An 18,080-nucleotide genomic window follows, 5' to 3' on the forward strand; every position below is an offset into this window, starting at 1 on the left:
AAAAGATAAATATAGTGATCTTTTTCCGGAATTTATTTGGCAAGCAAGGTGTGTTGCTGCGCGGGCGCCGGCAGCAATTGCCGCCGCTCCTCGCAAAACCGCTGCGCCTCGTCCACCAGCCATTCCCGCACCTGGTCCATCGCCGGGCTGGGGTGTGCGGTGGTCACGAACGAATACGCCGCACGCGACAACACGCTGTGCGCCAAGACAGGCACCAGGCGCCCGGCCTTCACGTCTTGCAGCACCAGCGCTGCGCGGCCCATGGCGATGCCCTGGCCTGCCAGGGCCGCGCCCAGCGCCAGTTGCGACAGGTTGAACTGCTGCCCGCCCGCCCAGGACGGCGGCGTGGCGCGCACTTGGGAGAACCAGTGCTGCCATTCCTCGTACGTGTCCGCGCCGTCCCAGGCGCTGCCGTCGTGCAGCAGCCAGTCGCCTTGCAGATCACCTGGCGTGGTGATGGGCGGGTGGCGGGCCAGGAAGGCGGGGCTGGCCACCGGGATGAGCCATTCGTCCAGAAACACGGTGGCGCTCAGATCGCGGTAGCCGCCCAGGTCGAAGCGCACGGCAGCCTCGATGCCGTCTCGCACCATGCGGGTGCGGTCCAGCGTGTGGAACTCCCCGAAAACGCGCAGGCCCAGGCTCGGGTACTGCCGAAAGAACTCGCCCAGCCGGGGCGTGAGCCAACTCATGGCGAACGACGGCGAGCAGCTGAGGGTGGCAGTGGCGGACTCGGGCGGCTGGCGCATCTGGGCCAGGGTGCTTTCGATGGCGGTGAAGCTCTCGCGCAGCACCACGGCCAGCCATTGCCCCTCGGGCGTGGGCACCAGGGCGCGCGGGGTGCGCAGGAACAGCGGGCGGCGCAGCCAGTCTTCGAGCTGCTTGACCTGCTGGCTCACCGCGCCCTGGGTGATGCACAGCTCTGCCGCCGCCTTGGTAAAGCTGCCGTGTCGGGCGGCCGCATCAAAGCTGCGCAGCCACGCGAGCAGAGAGGGAGAAAGTCGAATGTCCATTACTTTGGCTAATGTCTTCGTCACTATAAATGCGTTGTGACAAGCGAGTGGCAGGCGAAGAATGCTGCAGTGCGTGGGCCCGGGGTGCGACAAGCACCTGCCCGCCCACTGTGTGCCACTGCCGCCCAAACATCTATGTCCGAAACCGAATACATGGTCGAACCGTCAGTCCTAGAGGGAATCGATCCACTGCTGTCGAGCCACCTGCGCCAGGCCCAGCCTTGCCTGTGGACCAACCCGGTGCGGCTGTTGCAGGCGCCTGCATCCCTTCAGGCACTGGGTCGCACCATTAGTTTGAATGATACGCGGGAGGCTGCGGCGCGGTTCCATCGCTTCGAAGGTTTGCTGGCGCAGGTGTTTCCCGAGTTGGCAGGCACGGGCGGGGTCGTTGAATCTGCCGTGCTGCCTGCCGCAGCGCTGCAGCCAGCATTGGGCATGGGGCCTGGCCAAGGTCGGTTGTTCATCAAGGCGGACCACAGTTTGCCGGTGGCCGGATCGATCAAGGCCCGGGGCGGCATGCATGAGGTGCTGGAGTTTGCGGAGGGGCTGGCGCTGCAGCACGGCCTGGTGCAGCCGGGTGGTGACTACCGCGCGCTGGCCACCCCGCAGGCGCGCGCGGTGCTGGGCCGCTACCAGGTGGCGGTGGGCTCCACCGGCAACCTGGGGCTGAGCATCGGCGTGGTGGCGTCGGCCTTGGGCTTCAGGGCCGCGGTGCACATGTCGGCCGATGCCAAGGAATGGAAGAAAGAGCGCCTGCGCCAACGTGGCGTGCAGGTGGTGGAGCATGCCGGCGACTACGAGCGCGCCGTGGCTGCCGGCCGTGCGCAGGCGGGCAGCGACCCGCTGTGCCACTTTGTCGACGACGAGCAATCTTTCTCGCTGCTGCTGGGCTACAGCGCAGCGGCCCTGCACCTGCCCGCGCAGCTGGCAGAGCAGGGCATCGTGGTGGACGCCGAGCACCCGCTCATCGTGTACCTGCCTTGCGGCGTGGGCGGCGCTCCTGCAGGGATTGCGTTTGGCCTGCGGCAGGTGCTGGGGCCGCATGTGCATTGTTTCTTTGCCGAGCCGGTGCAGTCGCCGTGCTTCATGGTGCAGATGCTGGGGGATCAGGCCACGCAGTCGGGTGGTGGCCAGGCGCACCCCTCGGTCTACGACTGGGGCCTCACCAACCAGACCGAGGCCGACGGCCTGGCCGTCCCGCGCGCGTCGCTGCTGGCGGCGCAGTTGATGGGGCCGCTGCTGTCGGGCGTGTTCACCGTGGCAGACGACACCTTGTTTGCCCACCTGGTGCAGGTGCTGGACGCACTGGGCGAGCGCATCGAGCCCTCGGCGGCAGCGGGTTTCAGTGGCCCGGGCATGTTGACAGGCACCGATGCGGGCCAGGCCTGGCTGCACCGCGAGGGGGTGGGCGCAGCGCTGCCCAACGCCACCCATCTGGTGTGGACCACGGGCGGGCTGCTGGTGCCCGATGCGCAGTACGAGGGTTTTGTGCAGCGTGGGCGGGCCCTGCTGGCGGCCCGTGGCTGACGCTGCCGACGCCCGTCCATTGCACCGGCATTCCGCCTTCGCGGCCCACCGAATCCGTCCCGACAACCCCTTGAATCCCTAGACCTTTGAAGAGAACGCCATGAACCGCAAGAAGCTGCTTTTGTCTGCCGTGATCTGTGCCCTGGGGGCCGCTGCGTGGGCCCCCGCCATGGCGCAGGACGGTCCTTTCCCTGCCAAGCCGATCACGCTCGTGATCCCGTTTCCGCCGGGTGGCGCCACCGACGTGCTGGGCCGGCTGATCGGCAAGAAGATGGGCGACCTGCTGGGGCAAAGCGTGGTCATCGACAACCGCGCCGGGGCGGGCACCACCATCGGTGCCAGTGCCGTGGCCAAGGCGGCGCCCGATGGCTACACGCTGCTGATGAGTTCGGGCACCACCTTCACCGTGAACCCCGCGGTGCGCCCCAAACTGCCGTACGACCCGGTCAAGAGCTTCGAGCCCATCGGCATCGCCGGGCGCACCAGCCTGATCCTGCTGGCCAACAAGGACGTGCCCGCGGCAGACGTGAAGCAGTTCGTGGCGCTGGTCAAGGCCGCGCCCGACAAGTATTCGTATGGCTCGTTCGGCGCAGGCACCACGTCGCAGTTTGCGGGCGAGATGTTCTTCCACGCGGCGGCGCTCAAGATCCAGCATGTGCCCTACAAGGGCAGTGCACCGGCCATGACGGACCTGATGGGCGGGCAGATCCCGTTCACGGTCGATACGGTGTCCGCCGCGCTGCCGCAACTCAAGGACGGCAAGATCAAGGCCATTGCCGTGACGGCCGGCAAGCGGTCGGCCCTGTTGCCCAAGGTGCCGACGCTGGCCGAGAGCGGCTACCCGGGCCTGGAGATGGACACCTGGCTGGCCATGGTGGCGCCGCGCGGTTTGCCGCCCGCCGTCAAGTCGCGGCTGGAGCTGACCCTGGCCCAGGTGGTGTCGGACCCGGACACCCGCGACAAGATGATCGCGGTGGGGTTTGAACCCGCCTATGCTTCGTCCAAGGCGGTGGCCGAGCTGATCGACAAGGAGCTGCCGCTGATGCGCGCCATTGCCCAGCGCGCCAGCATCACCGCCGACTGAGCCACCCGCGAACCAGCAGAGGAGACAAGCCTGACATGAGCACACAAAGCAACCGGAGCACCCTGGTCGAGCTGACAGCCAACGAACTGCGCCACCGCATCGGCACCCGCGAGGTATCGCCCGTCGAACTGCTCGATGCCTGCATCGAACGCATCGAGGCGATCAACCCGCATGTGAACGCCATCACCGCCACCTGCTACGACCGTGCCCGCACCGAGGCCCAGGCCGCCGAGCAGGCCGTGCTGCGCGGCGAGCCGCTGGGCCTGCTGCACGGCCTGCCGCTGGGTGTGAAGGACCTGGAGGCCACGGCCGGGCTGCTGACCACCTACGGTTCGGAGATCTACCGCAGCAACATCCCGGCCGAAGACAACGTGCTGGTGGCCCGGCTGCGCGCGGCGGGCGCCATCGTCACCGGCAAGACCAACATCCCGGAAATGGGTGCTGGCGCCAATTCGCGCAACACGGTGTGGGGCGCCACGGGCAACCCGTTCAACCCCAACCTGAACGCGGGCGGCTCCTCGGGCGGCTCGGCCGCGGCGCTGGCCTGCGACATGCTGCCCGTGTGCACAGGGTCGGACACGGGGGGCTCGCTGCGCATTCCGGCCGCCAAATGCGGCGTGGTGGGTTTTCGGCCATCGCCCGGCGTGGTGCCCAGCTCGCGCAAGCTGCTGGCCTTCACGCCCATCTCGGTGGTGGGGCCCATGGGCCGCACGGTCGAAGAGGCCTGCCTGCAACTGGCCGCCACCGCAGGGCTGTCGGCGGGCGACCCGCTGACCTACCCGCTCGACCCGATGAGCTTTCTGCTGCCTGAAGGCGTGGACCTGGGCGGCTTGCGCGTGGCGTACACCGAAGACTTCGGCGCCTGCGCCGTGGACGACGGCATTCGCGCCGTGTTCCGCCGCAAGGTGCAGGCCATGAAGCACTTGTTTGGCAGCTGCGACGCCATCGATGTGGACCTGGGCGACGTGCACCGCTGCTTCGACGTGCTGCGCGCCGAGGCTTTCGTGGCCAGCACGCGCGAGGCGTATGAGCGCGACCCCGCCAGCCTGGGGCCCAACACCCGCGCCAACTACGAACTGGGCGCCACCATGACGCTGCTCGACAGCGCCTGGGCCCAGGCCGAGCAGACGCGCATCCTGGCGCGGTTCCAGAAGCTGTACGAGCACTACGATGTGATTCTGGCGCCTACCACGCCGGTGTCGCCGTTCCCGTGGGTGCAGCTTTTTGCCAGCCACATCAACGGCGAGCCGCAGGCCAACTACTACCGCTGGTTGGCGCTGACGTACGTCACCACGCTCACCACCCACCCCGCGCTCAGCCTGCCGTGCGGGCTGGATGATGCGGGCATGCCGTTCGGCTTGCAGATCGTCGGGCGTTTCAGGGCCGACCGGCACACGTTGGGCGTGGGGCATGCGCTGGAGCAGGCGTTCAAGGGCATCCCGGGGCTGGCGCGACCGCGCCCGGACCTGGCCAAGCTGCAGGGCACGCGGGCCGAGCCTGCACTGACCTCCATCGTCACCGGTGCACCCGACCCAAGGGACGCCCGCAGCCTGCCGCGCGAAGACCGGGTGGCGTCACAGGCCGCGGTGTCGGCGGTGTGACCAGCGCCAGTGCTCCACCATGAAGGCAACGAAGGACAGGCCATGGACTCTGTGACATACGACCATGTGGTGATCGGTGCGGGCATTGCCGGTGCCTCCGTGGCCTGGCAACTGGCGGCCGCGGCCACCGGTGCAGGCGATGCGGACGCGGCCACCCGCGTGCTGCTGCTGGAGCGCGAATCGCAGCCCGGCTACCACACCACCGGGCGGTCGGCCGCGCTGTACATGGCGACGTACGGCACGCCCAACATCCAGGCGCTGACCCGCGCGAGCCGCGGGTTCTACGACGCGCCGCCGCCCGAGTTTGGCGACACGCCCATCCTGTCGCCACGGGGTGTGGTGTACGTCGCGGGGCCCGGGCAGCTCGACTTGCTGCAGCAGGCTTACGACGACGCCCGCGCAGCGTCGCCCAATGTGGAGTGGGTGGACCACGCGGCGTTGATGGCGCTGCTGCCGTGCCTGAAGCCCGACGCCGTGGCGGCGGGCATGAGCGAGCCCGAAGCAGCCGACATCGATGTGCACGCCCTGCACCAGGGCTACCTGCGCGGCCTGCGCCAGCGCGGCGGGCAGGTGCTGACGGGCGCCGAAGTCACGGCCCTGGCCTGGGCGGGGGAGACATGGCACATCACCCTGGCCGATGGCCGCACGCTGCAGGCCCGCACCCTCGTGAATGCCGCCGGGGCCTGGGCCGACGTGGTGGCCGCTCTGGCGGGCGTGCCGCCCATCGGCCTGGAGCCGCGCCGCCGCACGGCTTTCACCTTTGCCGTGCCAGAGGGCATGGACGCCAGCAGCTGGCCTGCGGTGATCGGTATCGACGAAAGCTTTTACTTCAAGCCCGACGCCGGCCAACTGCTGGGCTCGCCTGCCAATGCCGACCCCACGCACCCGCACGATGTGGTGCCCGAAGAGCTGGACGTCGCCACCGGCATCTATCACATCGAAGAAATGACACGGTTCCAGATTCGCCGCCCATCGCACACCTGGGCGGGCTTGCGCTCGTTCGTGCCGGACGGCGACATGGTGATCGGCTGGGACAATCACGTGCCCCGCTTTTTCTGGCTGGCGGGGCAGGGCGGTTACGGCATTCAGAGCGCGGCGGGCGCATCGCTGCTGGCGTGCCAGTTGCTGCGTGGCGAGCCGCTGGGCGATGACCTGGTGCGAGAGGGGGTGGTACCGGAGGCGCTGTCGCCCGCGCGGCTGCGGTAGAGCGGGGATGGAGTTGCGAACGCCTGCTGTAGGGGTTTAAGCAACTGGGCAATGTGGGCTGAGCGCTATGCGCATCGGCTCAGCGCTGCGATGTGCTCTGGGAATACGCAGGTTTGCCTGGCTGAATCTCAGCCGACATCCGTGCTCAGGCGAAGGTGTTGACTTGGGTGCCCAGCGTGCCCGATGTGGCCAGCGCTGGCTGAGGCATCGATTGCTGCATGGCGTCCAGCAGGGTGGAGGCGGACACGGCCTGTATGTCCAGCGCTTTCTTCAGCACCACCATGTTCAGGGCGTCCGATGTCTTGGCGCTGGCCAGGGAGGTGGCGGTGCTGACGATGCTGTTGGCGAGTGCGACGTCCATGGCGGTTCCTTGGGTTGATGGTTCCGTATCGGCAGGTCAGGCCGAGACTTGAGGCCTGTTACCTTGTGTGACACCCTGGCCCCGCGGCTGGGAGCGGACAGCAAAACTCGGCAAAGCGATTCTGGCCATGCGCCGGGTCGCAGGCAGTAAGAGTTTTGTGAGCCGCTCTCAGTCGAGCGCAGGCACGCCCAGACCGCCACATGTGGCCAGGTCGGACGCCGATCCGTCCGGCAACTGGCGCGCCACCTCCCGCAGTGCCGTGCGCAGGCCTTCCTCCAGCGTGGGGTGATAGAAAGGCATCCCCAGTAGGCACTGCACGGTGAGCTCCCGATGGATGGCGAGCGCCAGCAGGTGGGCCAAGTGCTCGCCATCGGGTGCGCACAGCTCCGCGCCCAGCAGACGGCCCGTGGCCTTGTCGACGTGGACGAGTAGCTGCCCGTGGTTGTGCATGGCGGCCCGGGCGCGGCCCTGGTCGGCAAAGCTCACGGTGCCCGTCACGGTGTGGGTTGGGTCGAGGTCTTCCAGGCGCTGGCCCACAGTGGCAATGTTAGGGTCGCAGAACACGATGGCCAGCGGCGTGCGGCGCTGGAACCGCGTGGGCGTGTCGGCCATGGCGTTCATGCCGGCGATGTGGCCTTCGTCCGCGGCCTCGTGCAGCAGCGGAACCTGCGTGTTGGCGTCGCCGGGCATGAACACCCGCAGGTTGCCGACCTGCAGCGTTTTCGGGTCCACCTGCGGCAGGCCGCGCTTGTCCAGCGGCACCCCCAGGGTCTCCAGCCCCAGGTGTTCGATGTTGGGTGTGCGGCCCATGGCGGCGATCACCTGGTCCACCACCACCCGGTTCGGTCCGCTGGAGACCTCGATGCCACCGGCCACTTCGCGCAGCTCGGCGGGTTCGCCGGTGTGCAGCACCATGTCTTGCTTGAGCAGCGCGGCCAGTTCTTCGTTGAGGCCGGGGTCGCTCAGCCCCGCCAGGGTGTCGCCGGTGCTGAATGCGGCCACCTGCAGGCCCAGACGCGCCAGCGCCTGCGACAGCTCTACGCCAATGGCGCCCATGCCGACCACGGCGATCCGCGGGCCCAATGAGGCTTGCTCGAACAGCGTGTCGGTGGTCAGCATGCGGTCGCCAAAGGCGAGCCATTCCTCGGGCACCTTGGGGCGCGATCCGGTGGCGATGACGATGCTGTTGGCCTGGTAGACCTTGCCGTCGATGTCCACCGTGCCGGGCCCCAGCAGTGTGGCGCGGCCCGAGATGCTAGCGTGGCCCAGGTTGTCGGTGGCTTTCATCACGCCGGCCACGAAATCGTCGCGCAGGGCGCGCACACGCTGCAATACGGCGGGGATGTCGGCGCTCAGCGCATCGCCACCGCGTATCCCGAATTCTTCGAACGCATGGCGGCGGTGGAAGGCATTGGCGGCTTCGATGAGGGTCTTGGACGGCATGCACCCCACGCGGGCACACGTGGTGCCCCAGGGACCGTCATTGACGATGAGGTAGCGGCTGGTGCGCTTGCGCACCTCGCGCAGGGCAGCCAGGCCGGCGGTGCCGGCGCCGATGATGATGGTGTCGAGCGGTTCGCTCATGGGGTGGGCTCCTAGGCAAACCTTGGTGCGAGGAGTGTGCGGCAGGCCCCGGCCGGTGCGGTGTAGGCGCACAGGCATTTCTGGCTCTCAGGGTTCGGTCCAGCCGACGCGGCCCTGACCGATGTCGTTGATGCGCCGCACGAAGCCGGCTGCCTGCGTCTCGGGCAGGCGCAGCTGCAGGGTGACCAGGGAGCCGTGTCCGACCTCGCCCAGCTCGGCCCCGGCCGCCTCGATCTCGCGGCGCAGAAGCCCTTCGAGCGAGTAGGGCACCTGGCACTGCAGCGTGGCCATGCGCTGCAGCGTCACCTTGGGCGCGGTGAGCAGGGCTTGCGCCACCGCGTCGGTGTAGGCGCGCACCAGGCCACCCGCGCCCAGCTTCACGCCACCGAAGTAGCGCACCACGGTGGCGAGCACGCCTTCCAGGTCCTGGTGGCGCAGCACGTCGAGCATGGGGCGCCCGGCGGTGCCGCCCGGCTCGCCGTCATCCACCGCCGCAGACTGCCCGCCCGCCAGCAGCGCCCAGCAGATGTGCGCCGCGCCGGGGTGCTGCTGCCACAGCGCGTCGACCGCCGCCTGCGCGCTGGCCCGGTCGGGCATCGGCTGCACGCAGCCGATGAAGCGGCTTTTCTTGATGGTGATATCGCTGTGCGCGGGCGCAGCCAGTGTGTAGGGCATGGGGCGGTGAGTTTACGGCGCGTCACGCTGCCGGCCGTGCGCTGGCCGATGCGCCCCGTGCGCATGGGCTGAGCGTGCGGCATCGGCAGGGTGTGGGGCGAATGCCACAGGCGCGCGCCTGTTTTTCACCGCTGTTCACATGGCGTCTCAGAGTGTGCGTTTGGTCACACTCGCAGATGGCATCTGTTCCTACACTGGATTTTTGTGGCTGCGGTCTAAGCTCGCGCTACGTTTTTTGAAGCGTGTTGAAGACCTTCTTCGCTTCATTTTTCAGTTCATTCGATCTCTCTGCGTTGCTTGCGATAAGCGGTGGTGTCGGCCAGGTTGCCGGCACTCGGCCTAGCGAAGGCACAAAGGAACCGCCATGTTCGCCATTCCTCTCATCGCGCCTTTGCACGAAACCCTGACCAGCCACGTGTTCGGCAGGTTCATGTCCCGCTCTGCAGCACCCGCCGCGGGCGCAGAGGCCGCCGTGTCGCCGCTGGCAATGAGCGATGCCGCAGTGGACGACGCGGTGCCGGACCTGGCGCAGCGTGTGCGCGAAACGGGCGAGTGGTAGGCAGGCCTGCCTTTTGCGGCTGCAGCCTTTTTGGCGCGCTGCGGGGCGTTCAGCCGCCCACCAGCTGGCGTGACATGACCACGCTGGTGTAGTTGGTCAAGGGCCGCCAGTCGCACTCCCCCACCACCCGATAGCCCCAAGACTCGTACATCGCAATCAGCGTGGACGCGGGCTGGGCGGTATCCAGACCCATGACCTGGGCGCCCGCCTGCCGTGCAAACGCAGTGGCATGTGCATGCAGCTGGCCGCCGTACCCCCGACCCTTGGCATCGGGCGAGATGCAGAACTGGCAGAAGGTCCACACGCCGGGCTCCCGGTACAGGGCCACCGGGGAGGCAGGCTGGGGTGGCCGCAGCGTGATGGTCCCGACGTATTCATCGCCCTCCAGCATCACGAGCCCGGTCCCGGATGCGAATCGCTTGGCCGTGTCCTCCACCGACTGGTGGGTTCCCCAGTACCGCAGGCCCCGCGCCGCATGGGGCGCGTAGGCCGTGTGTATGAGGTGGGTCAGCCGCTGCAGGTCATCGCCGGCGCTGACGGGTCGGATCAAGGTGGTGGGGCTGGCGGTCGTCATGGGTGCGATGGCAAGGCAGTGGGACGCCATGATGGCATGCGTGCGCGGCCATCGCCACGCCGGCCGTGCGCCGCCAAAGCCCGGATGGCACTGCAGTCCACCGGCTAGAAGCGTCAGAACGCTTCACCGGTTCAGAGTTTGAGTTCCCAGTGCTCTCCCACCAGTTGCTGCCCAAACCCTTCGTACGGCTCCGACTGGGCCAACTGGAAGCCGCGTTTGGCATAGATGCCACGCGCCGCAGCCAGGCAGCTGTTGGTCCACAGCACCATTTTCTTGTAGCCCTTGGCGCGGGCAAAGGCGATGCATTCGTCGGTCAGGCGCGCGCCCAGACCCAGCCCCCGGGCCTTGGGCGACAGGATCAGCATGCGCAGCTGCGCCACAGTAGGGGACTTGCGCACCACGAACACGGCACCCACGCGCTCGCCGTCAAGCTCCGCGATCCAGCAGCGCTCCCACTGTGGCTGGAATTTCGTCACGAACTGCGCGGCGATGTCGGCCACCAGGGCCTCGAAGCGGGCGTCCCAGCCGTACTCGCGCCAGTAGGTCTCGCCATGCTGCTGTACCACCCAGCCCATGTCGCCCGGTACAGGGTCGCGCAGCACGGCTACCTTGGCGGGGCCTTGCGGTGTGGATGCCGGGGCGAGCAATGCCTCGATGCGCTGCATGGCGTCCACCACCTCCTGGCGCCGGGCCGGGGGCAGGGGGGCGAGCAGGGCGGCGGCTTCGTCGCGCGAGCGCTGCTGCAGCGGCTCGAACGCCGCGCGCCCGGCGGCGGTCAGGGTCAGCACGCTCTGGCGCGCGTCCCGGGTGCTGGCGCTGCGGCTGATCCAGCCCGTGGCTTCGAAGCGGCGCAGGATGCGGCTCAGGTAGCCGCCATCCAGGCCCAGGTCGCGCGCCAGCTCGCTGGCCACCGGCATGTCGCGGTGGGCCAGTTCATAGAGCACGCGCACGTCGGTCAATGACAGGTCGCTGCCCAGGTACGGGTCGAGCACGCCCACGCGGCGGGTGAAGAAACGGTTGAACCGGCGCACGGCCTTCACAGCCTCCGGCGCGACAGGAGGCGCGTTCGGTGGGTCGCTGGTCGAGCTGCTGGCGTTGGAAGTAGGGGTCTCCATGATTGCCTTTGTCATGTAATTAATTGACAAAAGCAAGTATATGCCGAACCTTCATCAAGCCTGCCATTACGAGGGGGAAGTGTTTGTGGGGCGACAAAAAGTGCCCACTCACGTAAAATCGCGGGTTACCCACCACAGCCGCGCCCCACGAGGCCCCATCCGCATATGGGCCGGCCGCGCTCCCCATCCGAATGAACGCCCCCGTCGACGTCTCCTTTTTTGCGCGTGCCGCAAAGCCATTGACCAGCTACCGCCCGTACTGGGCCAAGCGCTTTGGCACGGCCCCGTTCTTGCCGATGAGCCGCGCCGAGATGGACAAGCTGGGCTGGGACAGCTGCGACATCATCCTCGTCACCGGCGACGCGTATGTCGACCACCCGAGCTTCGGCATGTCCGTCATCGGCCGCACGCTGGAGGCCCAGGGCTTTCGCGTGGGCATCATCGCCCAGCCTGATTGGCAGAGCGCCGAGCCCTTCAAGGTGCTGGGCAAGCCCAACCTGTTCTGGGGCGTGACGGCGGGCAACATGGATTCGATGATCAACCGGTACACCGCCGACCGGAAGATCCGCAGCGACGACGCCTACACCCCCGGCGACATCGGCGGCAAGCGCCCCGACCGCGCCGCCATCGTCTACAGCCAGCGCTGCCGCGAGGCCTACAAGGACGTGCCCATCATCCTGGGCGGCATCGAAGGCAGCCTGCGCCGTATCGCCCACTACGACTACTGGAGCGACAAGGTGCGCCGCTCCATCGTGGTGGACGCCAAGTGCGACCTGCTGCTGTACGGCAACGCCGAGCGTGCCCTGGTCGAGGTGGCGCACCGCATCGCGGCGCGCGAGCCGGTCGAGAAGATCACCGACGTGCGCGGCACCGCCTTCGTGCGCCGGCCCGACGACGAGAGCGGTAAGGGCTGGTTCGAGATCGACTCCACCAGCGTGGACGAACCCGGCCGCGTGGAGGCGCACGTCAACCCCTACATGACGACCAGCGAGCAGGCCGCCGCGCAGGGCAGCACCTGCAGCAAGGACGATGCTCCTGATTCGATAGCTGCTGGCGCAGGCGCAGCAAGCGGTAGCGGCCAAAACAGCCCCAACCCTGCGATCCAGCCCATCCAGTTCGTCGCCAACCCGGCACTCAAGGCCAAGCTCAAGGTGCCGCCGCGCGACAAGAGCGTGATCCGCCTGCCCAGCTACGAGCAGGTCAAGAGCGACCCGGTGCTGTACGCCCACGCCAACCGCGTGCTGCACCTGGAGACCAACCCCGGCAACGCCCGCGCGCTGGTGCAGGCCCACGGCGAGGGCGTGACCGCCCGCGACGTCTGGATCAACCCGCCGCCCATTCCGCTGACCACGGCCGAGATGGACTATGTGTTCGACCTGCACTACGCGCGCGGCCCGCACCCGAGCTACGCCGACGAGAACGGCAGCCACGACCACGGCACCAAGATCCCCGCGTGGGAGATGATCCGCTTCAGCGTGAACATCATGCGCGGCTGCTTTGGCGGCTGCACCTTCTGCTCCATCACCGAGCACGAAGGCCGCATCATCCAGAGCCGCTCCGAGGATTCCATCATCCAGGAGATAGAGGACATCCGCGACAAGGTGAGCGGCTTCACCGGCACCATCAGCGACCTGGGCGGCCCCACGGCCAACATGTACCGCCTGGGCTGCAAGAGCCCCGAGATCGAGGCCGCCTGCCGCAAGCCCAGCTGCGTGTACCCCGGCATCTGCTCCAACCTGGGCACCAACCACGACCCGCTGATCAAGATCTACCGCCGCGGCCGTGCCTTGAAGGGCATCAAGAAGATCCTGATCGGCTCGGGCCTGCGCTACGACCTGGCGGTGAAGAGCCCCGAATACGTGAAGGAGCTGGTGCAGCACCACGTGGGCGGCTACCTCAAGATCGCGCCCGAGCACACCGAGCAGGGCCCGCTCACCAAGATGATGAAGCCGGGCATCGGCAGCTATGACAAGTTCAAGCAGATGTTCGAGAAGTTCAGCGAAGAGGCGGGCAAGAAGCAGTTCCTGATCCCGTACTTCATCGCCGCGCACCCGGGCACCAGCGACGAGGACATGATGAACCTCGCCATCTGGCTCAAGAAGAACGGTTTCCGTGCCGACCAGGTGCAGACCTTCTACCCGAGCCCTATGGCCACGGCCACGGCCATGTACCACAGCAACAAGAACCCGCTGCGCAAGATCACGCGCGACAGCGAGGCGGTGGACATCGTGCGCGGCGACAAGCGCCGCCGCCTGCACAAGGCCTTTTTGCGCTACCACGACCCGAACAACTGGCCCCTGCTGCGCGATGCGCTCAAGGCCATGGGCCGGGCCGACCTGATCGGCAATGGCAAGCACCACCTGATCCCGACCTTCCAGCCGCTGACCGATGGCGGCTACCAGAGCGCCCGCCGCAAGAATTCGACCCCCACCGGCGCCAAGGCTGCCGTGGTGCCCGCATCGCGCAGCGTGCAGCAGCCCACCAAGGGCCGCATCCTGACGCAGCACACGGGCTTGCCGCCGCGCGTGACGGGCTCTGGCACGGCGCCCGCAGGCCGGCCTGCGGCCGCAGGCGCAGGCAAGGGCAGCGGCAAGCCATTCAAGAAAGCTCGTTAGGCGGCTGCTTTGTGCCCGATGTGCCCGGTGTGCCCTGAAGCTGCAGCAGTTGCGCCAGCGGCACGGGCCTTGCCACCGCATACCCCTGCGCGTAGTCCACGCCGATGAGCCGCAATGCGTCCACGATGGCGTCAGACTCCGCGAACTCTGCAATGGTCTGCTTGCCCATCACATGGCCGATGCGGTGCACCATCTCCACCATGGCCTGGCTGGTCGGGTCGTGCAGCAGGTCTTTCACGAAGGCGCCGTCGATCTTGAGATAGTGCACGGGCAGGTGCTTGAGATAGGTGAAGGAAGACATCCCGGCGCCGAAGTCGTCCAGCGCAAACCGGCAGCCCAGTTGCTGCAGTTCCTTCATCAGGCGCACCGCGTTGGGCAGGTGCGATATCGCGCTGGTCTCGGTGATCTCGAAGCACAGCAGTGCAGGCTCCACCCCTGATTCGGTGAGGACCGTGCGGATGTACTTAAGCAGGCTGTCGTCCCCCAGGCTGGTGCCCGAGAGGTTGATGGCGCAGGTGTGCACTGCCATCGCGCCCGGCGTGCGTTGGTGCTGTGCCAATGCCTTGAGCGTGTTGTGGATCACCCAGCGGTCGATGGAGGGCATCATTCCGTAGTGTTCGGCTGCGGGGATGAAGGCGCCGGGCGCCACCAGCGCGCCCTCTTCATCGCACAGGCGCAGCAGCACCTCCATGTGCAGTCCTTCGTCGCCGGGCGTGTGCAGTGCGCGGATGGCCTGGGCGTGCAACTGGAATTGCCCATGCTCCAGCGCCAGGCGCAGGCGCCGCACCCAGTCCATGTCGCCTTCGCGCCGGGTCATCTCGATGTCTTCGGGCTGGTAGATGAACACCCGGTTGCGCCCGCCTTCCTTGGCGCGGTAGCAGGCCATGTCGGCGACGCGCATGGCCTCCTGGATGGAGTTCAGGGCCGGGATGAGCTGCACCATGCCGATGGACAGGCCGGTGGTCAGCTGCTGGCCTTCCCAGTCCAGCCGCAGGTCCTGCCCGGCCTGGCGCAGCTGTTCGGCAATGCGCGCCGAGGGCCCCGCGGGACAGTCCGTGAGCAGGATGCCGAACTCGTCGCCGCCCAGCCGGGCCAGCGTGTCGCCTTCGCGCAGATGGGCTTGCAGCATGCGGCAGACCTCCCGCAGCATCTCGTCGCCGGCCTGGTGGCCGCAGGTGTCGTTGATGAGCTTGAACTGGTCCAGGTCCAGGTAGAGCAGGGACCCTTCGCGGCCCGGCTGCCGCGGGCGGCGCAGCAGGGCGTCGAGCCGCAGCTCGAACTCGCGCCGGTTGACGAGGCCCGTGAGTGCATCGTGGCTGGCCTGCCAGGAGAGCTGCTCGACATAGTGCTGCTCGCGCGTGACGTCGTGCAGCACCAGCACCGCACCCGTCACCGTGCCGTGGTGGCGCAGTGCCGAGCCCATCAGCTTGACGGGCACGGCGGTCTGGTCGGGCCGCACGATGGTGCGGTGGGAGGGTGCGTGCACCGGGCCCGCCGAAACGCTGCCGCTGTGGCCGCCCGCACCGGCCTGCAGGATGTCGGTCACCAGAGCTGCGGCCGTGGGTACCTGGCCGCCGTCACCGTCGAACTTCAGGATGTCCGCGAGCGGCTGCCCTGTTGACGGCGCTGCAGCATGGTCCAGCAGAACTTCGGCCGCCGGGTTCATGTAGACGATCTGGCCGCGGATGTCGGTGGTGATCACTGCATCGCCGATGGCGGTGAGCGTGGTGCGGGCCTGTTCACGCTCGGCGCTCAGCGCCTGCTCGGCGCGGCGGCGCTGTGCGAGCAAGGTGTGCGTGTGCCACAGCGTCAGCAGGATCAGGGTGGCGGCCATGCCGCCGTTGAGCCACATCAGCATCTGCACGATGCGGCGCGAGCTGTCGCCCAGTGCCTCGCTGAAACTGCGGGCCACAGGCGTCACGCCGGCATTGATGTCGCGGATCGTGGCCTGCCAGTGCACGCGTGTGATCTCGTCCACCTGGCCCAGCTCGGTGTCATGGCGGATCTCGTGCGACAGGTCACGCAGCGCGTTGATGTATTCGTCGCCCACCAGCCAGAACTCCATCGGCTTTTGCACTATCTCGAAGCGGTGGAAGTAGCGCAGCAGCCAGATGAGGCTGTCGATGTCGTCCGGGTGGTTGCCGCCGTGCGCAAAGCCCTCGCGCGCCAGCGCGACCTGCACTTGTCCGGGTTGCAGCGCCAGGCGCGCCGATCGATCCCCGAGCGGGATCTGCATGGCCTGCGTGAACCGTTCGAATGCCTGGGGCGAGCCATTGGCCGCATACTGGCCCAGGTAGTAGATGGCGTCCTTTTGCCCTTTGGTCCACACGCTCTCGCCGGCCACGAAGGCGCGGACGCTGGACAGCACATAGAGGCTGGCCGTGGCGCAGGCGGCCAGCAGCAGCACCATGGCAATGAATGGCCAGGTCAGCCGCAATGTCAGCTGCAGGGGGCTCCGCTCAATCGGCTGCGACGCATCCATGGATTGATCTCCCGCCGTGGCCCAGGTCCGAGGCCTGCAGTGCTGCGCCCCGAAAAGCTGACCAGGCCTTGCTGGCTGTGCCTTCCGCAGGTTGCAGGGCGCCGTGGGGGCCTTGACGGAAGGTCTCGACGCACTATATAGCGATCGTGCGGCGAATGCACCAAAGCTTGCGCAACCCCGACCCTCGGCCGCCTGGGCCCTTGGCGTGCTTGCCGTGCAAGCCCAAAGAGAAACGGCCCGCGGCAGACATGCTGCCATGGGCCGGTCGCTGGGGCGAAGGCGAAGCCTTCGATGCCCCGGGCGCTGGGCGCTGGAAGTTAGCGTTAGGGCGCCGGTGACGCTGCGCGCGTGCCTACCGTCACGGACTGCTGGTCGTCCGGGATGGCTGGGGTGATCAGGTCTTCGATGATGAAGGTGCGGTAGTAGAAGGCGGCGACTGCGCCTTCGGGGGTGATGGCGGACACGAGTGCATCGGCGTTGTCCTTGTCCGCCATCTTCACCAGCATGCCGTGGTGTCCCGCCCCGGCCAGGTCCGCAATGCGCCGGACCATGTCGCCTTCGGCGCCGACGGAGGGCAGGGGGGCATCGGCCGTGCCGAGCGTGCGCACGATGTCCTGCATGATGACCTCGGGGCTGGCGTAGGCCGCGTCGCCCTCATGTCCAGCCGCCTGCAGGGACGCGGCGGCCTGGCGCACGCAGTCTTCGTCCGGGAACAGCGCGAAAACGTGGCCGGTGGGGTAGAAGGTGCCGCCCATGTTGGTCATGGACGAATCAAGAATCAAGGGCTTCATGGCCATCTCCCGGTAGTGGTTCAACTGCCTGGATTGAACCGTGCGGCGGGATCCGGCCGTGTAGGTCGTCTGGCCTTTTTGCCGTCAGGCAGCGCAGTCGTGCCTGAATGGCCCCAGACGCTCAGTGGATAAGCGCCATCAGCTATCAATACAGTAGCAATTGCCCGGCGGCGCGATGCCGTGGTCAACGGCCCAGGCCCGTGATCCACGCCGCCAGCGCCGCGCAGTGCACCACCACGGTCAGCCAGTAGACCGCGCGAAACTCCGGCTTGCTCGATTTGTGCCGCAGCACCTGCTGGGCCAGCCACGCGGCCGGCCAGCCGCCAGCCAGGCCGAGGAGGTGCAGGTGCTTTTCCTGCGTGCGCCAGCGGCCATGCATGGCGGCGCTCTTGTCGGCGGCATAGGCACAGAAGGTAACCACGTTCACCGCCACGGCTGCAGTCAGCGTCCAGCCGAGCGGCAGCTGGTGTGCAGAGATGCCCCACCCCAGCATCAACACCCAGCCGAACGTGAGTGCCAGTGCCAAGCCAGCCGATGCGGACTGGCCACCTCCGCGCCTGCCCCGGGTGCGCGCGGCCCTTGGGCTCGGGTTCGAGCGGGGTGCATTGCGGTTGCCGCGGTCTGGTCTGGGGCGCGCTGCGTCCCGGGCTGGAGGGTTGCGCGACATGTCTGTGCTGCGGGGGGCCAGCCCCGCGGGCTCGACGGCCATGGCCCTCGGCCCTTTGTCACCGACATGGATTTCTTCGTAGTTGACGGCCAGCCCTTCGCGGGGCGGCGCGCTCCCGCGAAAGTCGCGCAGATGAAAGAACACATCGGCCGACGTGCCGGGGCTGCGGATGAAGCCGAAAGCGCGCGTGGCGTCCCAGCGGATGACGGTGCCTTGTTTTTGCATCGGT

Annotated in this window: 15 protein-coding genes; 6 read left to right on the forward strand and 9 right to left on the reverse strand. The window is 67.8% G+C overall.

Annotation, left to right across the window (positions count from 1 at the left end; genetic code table 11):
* Positions 1-32 precede the first annotated feature (32 nt).
* Complete coding sequence (locus tag ASG27_RS22830) at positions 33-1,010, reverse strand: LysR substrate-binding domain-containing protein (RefSeq protein WP_056421427.1); 978 nt, start codon at positions 1,008-1,010, stop codon at positions 33-35.
* Between the two features lie 153 nt (positions 1,011-1,163).
* On the opposite strand from ASG27_RS22830, the gene ASG27_RS22835 reads away from it, so the two are divergent.
* The 4 genes from ASG27_RS22835 to ASG27_RS22850 all read left to right on the forward strand — a co-directional run bounded on the left by ASG27_RS22835 (position 1,164) and on the right by ASG27_RS22850 (position 6,428).
* Positions 1,164-2,537, forward strand: coding sequence for a D-serine ammonia-lyase (locus tag ASG27_RS22835; RefSeq protein ID WP_056421495.1), 1,374 nt, complete (start codon positions 1,164-1,166; stop codon positions 2,535-2,537).
* A gap of 100 nt (positions 2,538-2,637) precedes the next feature.
* Entirely contained in the window at positions 2,638-3,621 is a 984-nt protein-coding gene (locus ASG27_RS22840; protein WP_056421426.1) for a Bug family tripartite tricarboxylate transporter substrate binding protein, read from the forward strand.
* A gap of 35 nt (positions 3,622-3,656) precedes the next feature.
* On the forward strand, positions 3,657-5,222 hold the full coding sequence (locus tag ASG27_RS22845; protein ID WP_056421425.1) for an amidase: 1,566 nt from the start codon (positions 3,657-3,659) through the stop codon (positions 5,220-5,222).
* Positions 5,223-5,264: 42 nt separating this feature from the next.
* Entirely contained in the window at positions 5,265-6,428 is a 1,164-nt protein-coding gene (locus ASG27_RS22850; protein ID WP_056421424.1) for an NAD(P)/FAD-dependent oxidoreductase, read from the forward strand.
* A gap of 145 nt (positions 6,429-6,573) precedes the next feature.
* Here ASG27_RS22850 and ASG27_RS22855 read toward each other — a convergent pair whose 3' ends face one another.
* The 3 genes from ASG27_RS22855 to ASG27_RS22865 form a co-directional block, all read right to left on the reverse strand.
* A complete protein-coding gene (locus ASG27_RS22855) occupies positions 6,574-6,789 on the reverse strand; it encodes a YjfB family protein (protein ID WP_056421423.1) in 216 nt (71 codons plus the stop codon).
* Positions 6,790-6,957: 168 nt separating this feature from the next.
* Positions 6,958-8,373, reverse strand: a complete 1,416-nt coding sequence (locus ASG27_RS22860) for a dihydrolipoyl dehydrogenase (RefSeq protein ID WP_056421422.1) — start codon at positions 8,371-8,373, stop codon at positions 6,958-6,960.
* 87 nt (positions 8,374-8,460) lie between these two features.
* Positions 8,461-9,048 carry an IMPACT family protein gene (locus tag ASG27_RS22865; RefSeq protein ID WP_056421421.1) on the reverse strand — a complete coding sequence of 196 codons (588 nt, stop codon included), beginning with the start codon at positions 9,046-9,048 and terminating at the stop codon, positions 8,461-8,463.
* 364 nt (positions 9,049-9,412) lie between these two features.
* Between ASG27_RS22865 and ASG27_RS22870 the strand changes: the two genes are divergently transcribed.
* On the forward strand, positions 9,413-9,607 hold the full coding sequence (locus tag ASG27_RS22870) for a hypothetical protein (protein ID WP_056421420.1): 195 nt from the start codon (positions 9,413-9,415) through the stop codon (positions 9,605-9,607).
* 49 nt (positions 9,608-9,656) lie between these two features.
* Here the strand turns inward: ASG27_RS22870 and ASG27_RS22875 are convergent, their stop codons facing one another.
* Positions 9,657-10,181, reverse strand: a complete 525-nt coding sequence (locus tag ASG27_RS22875) for a GNAT family N-acetyltransferase (protein ID WP_056421419.1) — start codon at positions 10,179-10,181, stop codon at positions 9,657-9,659.
* A gap of 131 nt (positions 10,182-10,312) precedes the next feature.
* Positions 10,313-11,296: a bifunctional helix-turn-helix transcriptional regulator/GNAT family N-acetyltransferase gene (locus ASG27_RS22880; RefSeq protein WP_056421418.1), complete on the reverse strand. Its 984-nt coding sequence runs from the start codon at positions 11,294-11,296 to the stop codon at positions 10,313-10,315.
* Positions 11,297-11,487: 191 nt separating this feature from the next.
* Here ASG27_RS22880 and ASG27_RS22885 point away from each other — a divergent pair, with 191 nt between their 5' ends.
* Positions 11,488-13,911, forward strand: coding sequence for a YgiQ family radical SAM protein (locus tag ASG27_RS22885; RefSeq protein WP_056421417.1), 2,424 nt, complete (start codon positions 11,488-11,490; stop codon positions 13,909-13,911).
* On the opposite strand, the gene ASG27_RS22890 is transcribed toward ASG27_RS22885, so the two are convergent.
* The 3 genes from ASG27_RS22890 to ASG27_RS22900 form a co-directional block, all read right to left on the reverse strand.
* A complete protein-coding gene (locus ASG27_RS22890; RefSeq protein ID WP_235504141.1) occupies positions 13,895-16,393 on the reverse strand; it encodes an EAL domain-containing protein in 2,499 nt (832 codons plus the stop codon). The two genes, ASG27_RS22885 and ASG27_RS22890, sit on opposite strands and share 17 nt — an antisense overlap.
* Before the next feature lie 323 nt (positions 16,394-16,716).
* Complete coding sequence (locus tag ASG27_RS22895) at positions 16,717-17,184, reverse strand: hypothetical protein (protein ID WP_056421493.1); 468 nt, start codon at positions 17,182-17,184, stop codon at positions 16,717-16,719.
* A 184-nt stretch (positions 17,185-17,368) separates the two neighbouring features.
* Positions 17,369-18,076 carry a DUF1294 domain-containing protein gene (locus tag ASG27_RS22900; protein WP_056421416.1) on the reverse strand — a complete coding sequence of 236 codons (708 nt, stop codon included), beginning with the start codon at positions 18,074-18,076 and terminating at the stop codon, positions 17,369-17,371.
* Positions 18,077-18,080 lie beyond the last annotated feature (4 nt).

It is taken from the genome of Acidovorax sp. Leaf191 (assembly GCF_001424425.1).
GTDB lineage: Bacteria > Pseudomonadota > Gammaproteobacteria > Burkholderiales > Burkholderiaceae_C > Acidovorax.

What these genes read in the sequence shown, in the direction of transcription:
- ASG27_RS22830 (WP_056421427.1), bottom strand. Translation starts at nt 1,010, where the DNA reads ATGGACATTCGACTTTCTCCCTCTCTGCTCGCGTGGCTGCGCAGCTTT.
- ASG27_RS22835 (WP_056421495.1), top strand. Translation starts at nt 1,164, where the DNA reads ATGGTCGAACCGTCAGTCCTAGAGGGAATCGATCCACTGCTGTCGAGC.
- ASG27_RS22840 (WP_056421426.1), top strand. Translation starts at nt 2,638, where the DNA reads ATGAACCGCAAGAAGCTGCTTTTGTCTGCCGTGATCTGTGCCCTGGGG.
- ASG27_RS22845 (WP_056421425.1), top strand. Translation starts at nt 3,657, where the DNA reads ATGAGCACACAAAGCAACCGGAGCACCCTGGTCGAGCTGACAGCCAAC.
- ASG27_RS22850 (WP_056421424.1), top strand. Translation starts at nt 5,265, where the DNA reads ATGGACTCTGTGACATACGACCATGTGGTGATCGGTGCGGGCATTGCC.
- ASG27_RS22855 (WP_056421423.1), bottom strand. Translation starts at nt 6,789, where the DNA reads ATGGACGTCGCACTCGCCAACAGCATCGTCAGCACCGCCACCTCCCTG.
- ASG27_RS22860 (WP_056421422.1), bottom strand. Translation starts at nt 8,373, where the DNA reads ATGAGCGAACCGCTCGACACCATCATCATCGGCGCCGGCACCGCCGGC.
- ASG27_RS22865 (WP_056421421.1), bottom strand. Translation starts at nt 9,048, where the DNA reads ATGCCCTACACACTGGCTGCGCCCGCGCACAGCGATATCACCATCAAG.
- ASG27_RS22870 (WP_056421420.1), top strand. Translation starts at nt 9,413, where the DNA reads ATGTTCGCCATTCCTCTCATCGCGCCTTTGCACGAAACCCTGACCAGC.
- ASG27_RS22875 (WP_056421419.1), bottom strand. Translation starts at nt 10,181, where the DNA reads ATGACGACCGCCAGCCCCACCACCTTGATCCGACCCGTCAGCGCCGGC.
- ASG27_RS22880 (WP_056421418.1), bottom strand. Translation starts at nt 11,296, where the DNA reads ATGGAGACCCCTACTTCCAACGCCAGCAGCTCGACCAGCGACCCACCG.
- ASG27_RS22885 (WP_056421417.1), top strand. Translation starts at nt 11,488, where the DNA reads ATGAACGCCCCCGTCGACGTCTCCTTTTTTGCGCGTGCCGCAAAGCCA.
- ASG27_RS22890 (WP_235504141.1), bottom strand. Translation starts at nt 16,393, where the DNA reads ATGGATGCGTCGCAGCCGATTGAGCGGAGCCCCCTGCAGCTGACATTG.
- ASG27_RS22895 (WP_056421493.1), bottom strand. Translation starts at nt 17,184, where the DNA reads ATGAAGCCCTTGATTCTTGATTCGTCCATGACCAACATGGGCGGCACC.
- ASG27_RS22900 (WP_056421416.1), bottom strand. Translation starts at nt 18,076, where the DNA reads ATGCAAAAACAAGGCACCGTCATCCGCTGGGACGCCACGCGCGCTTTC.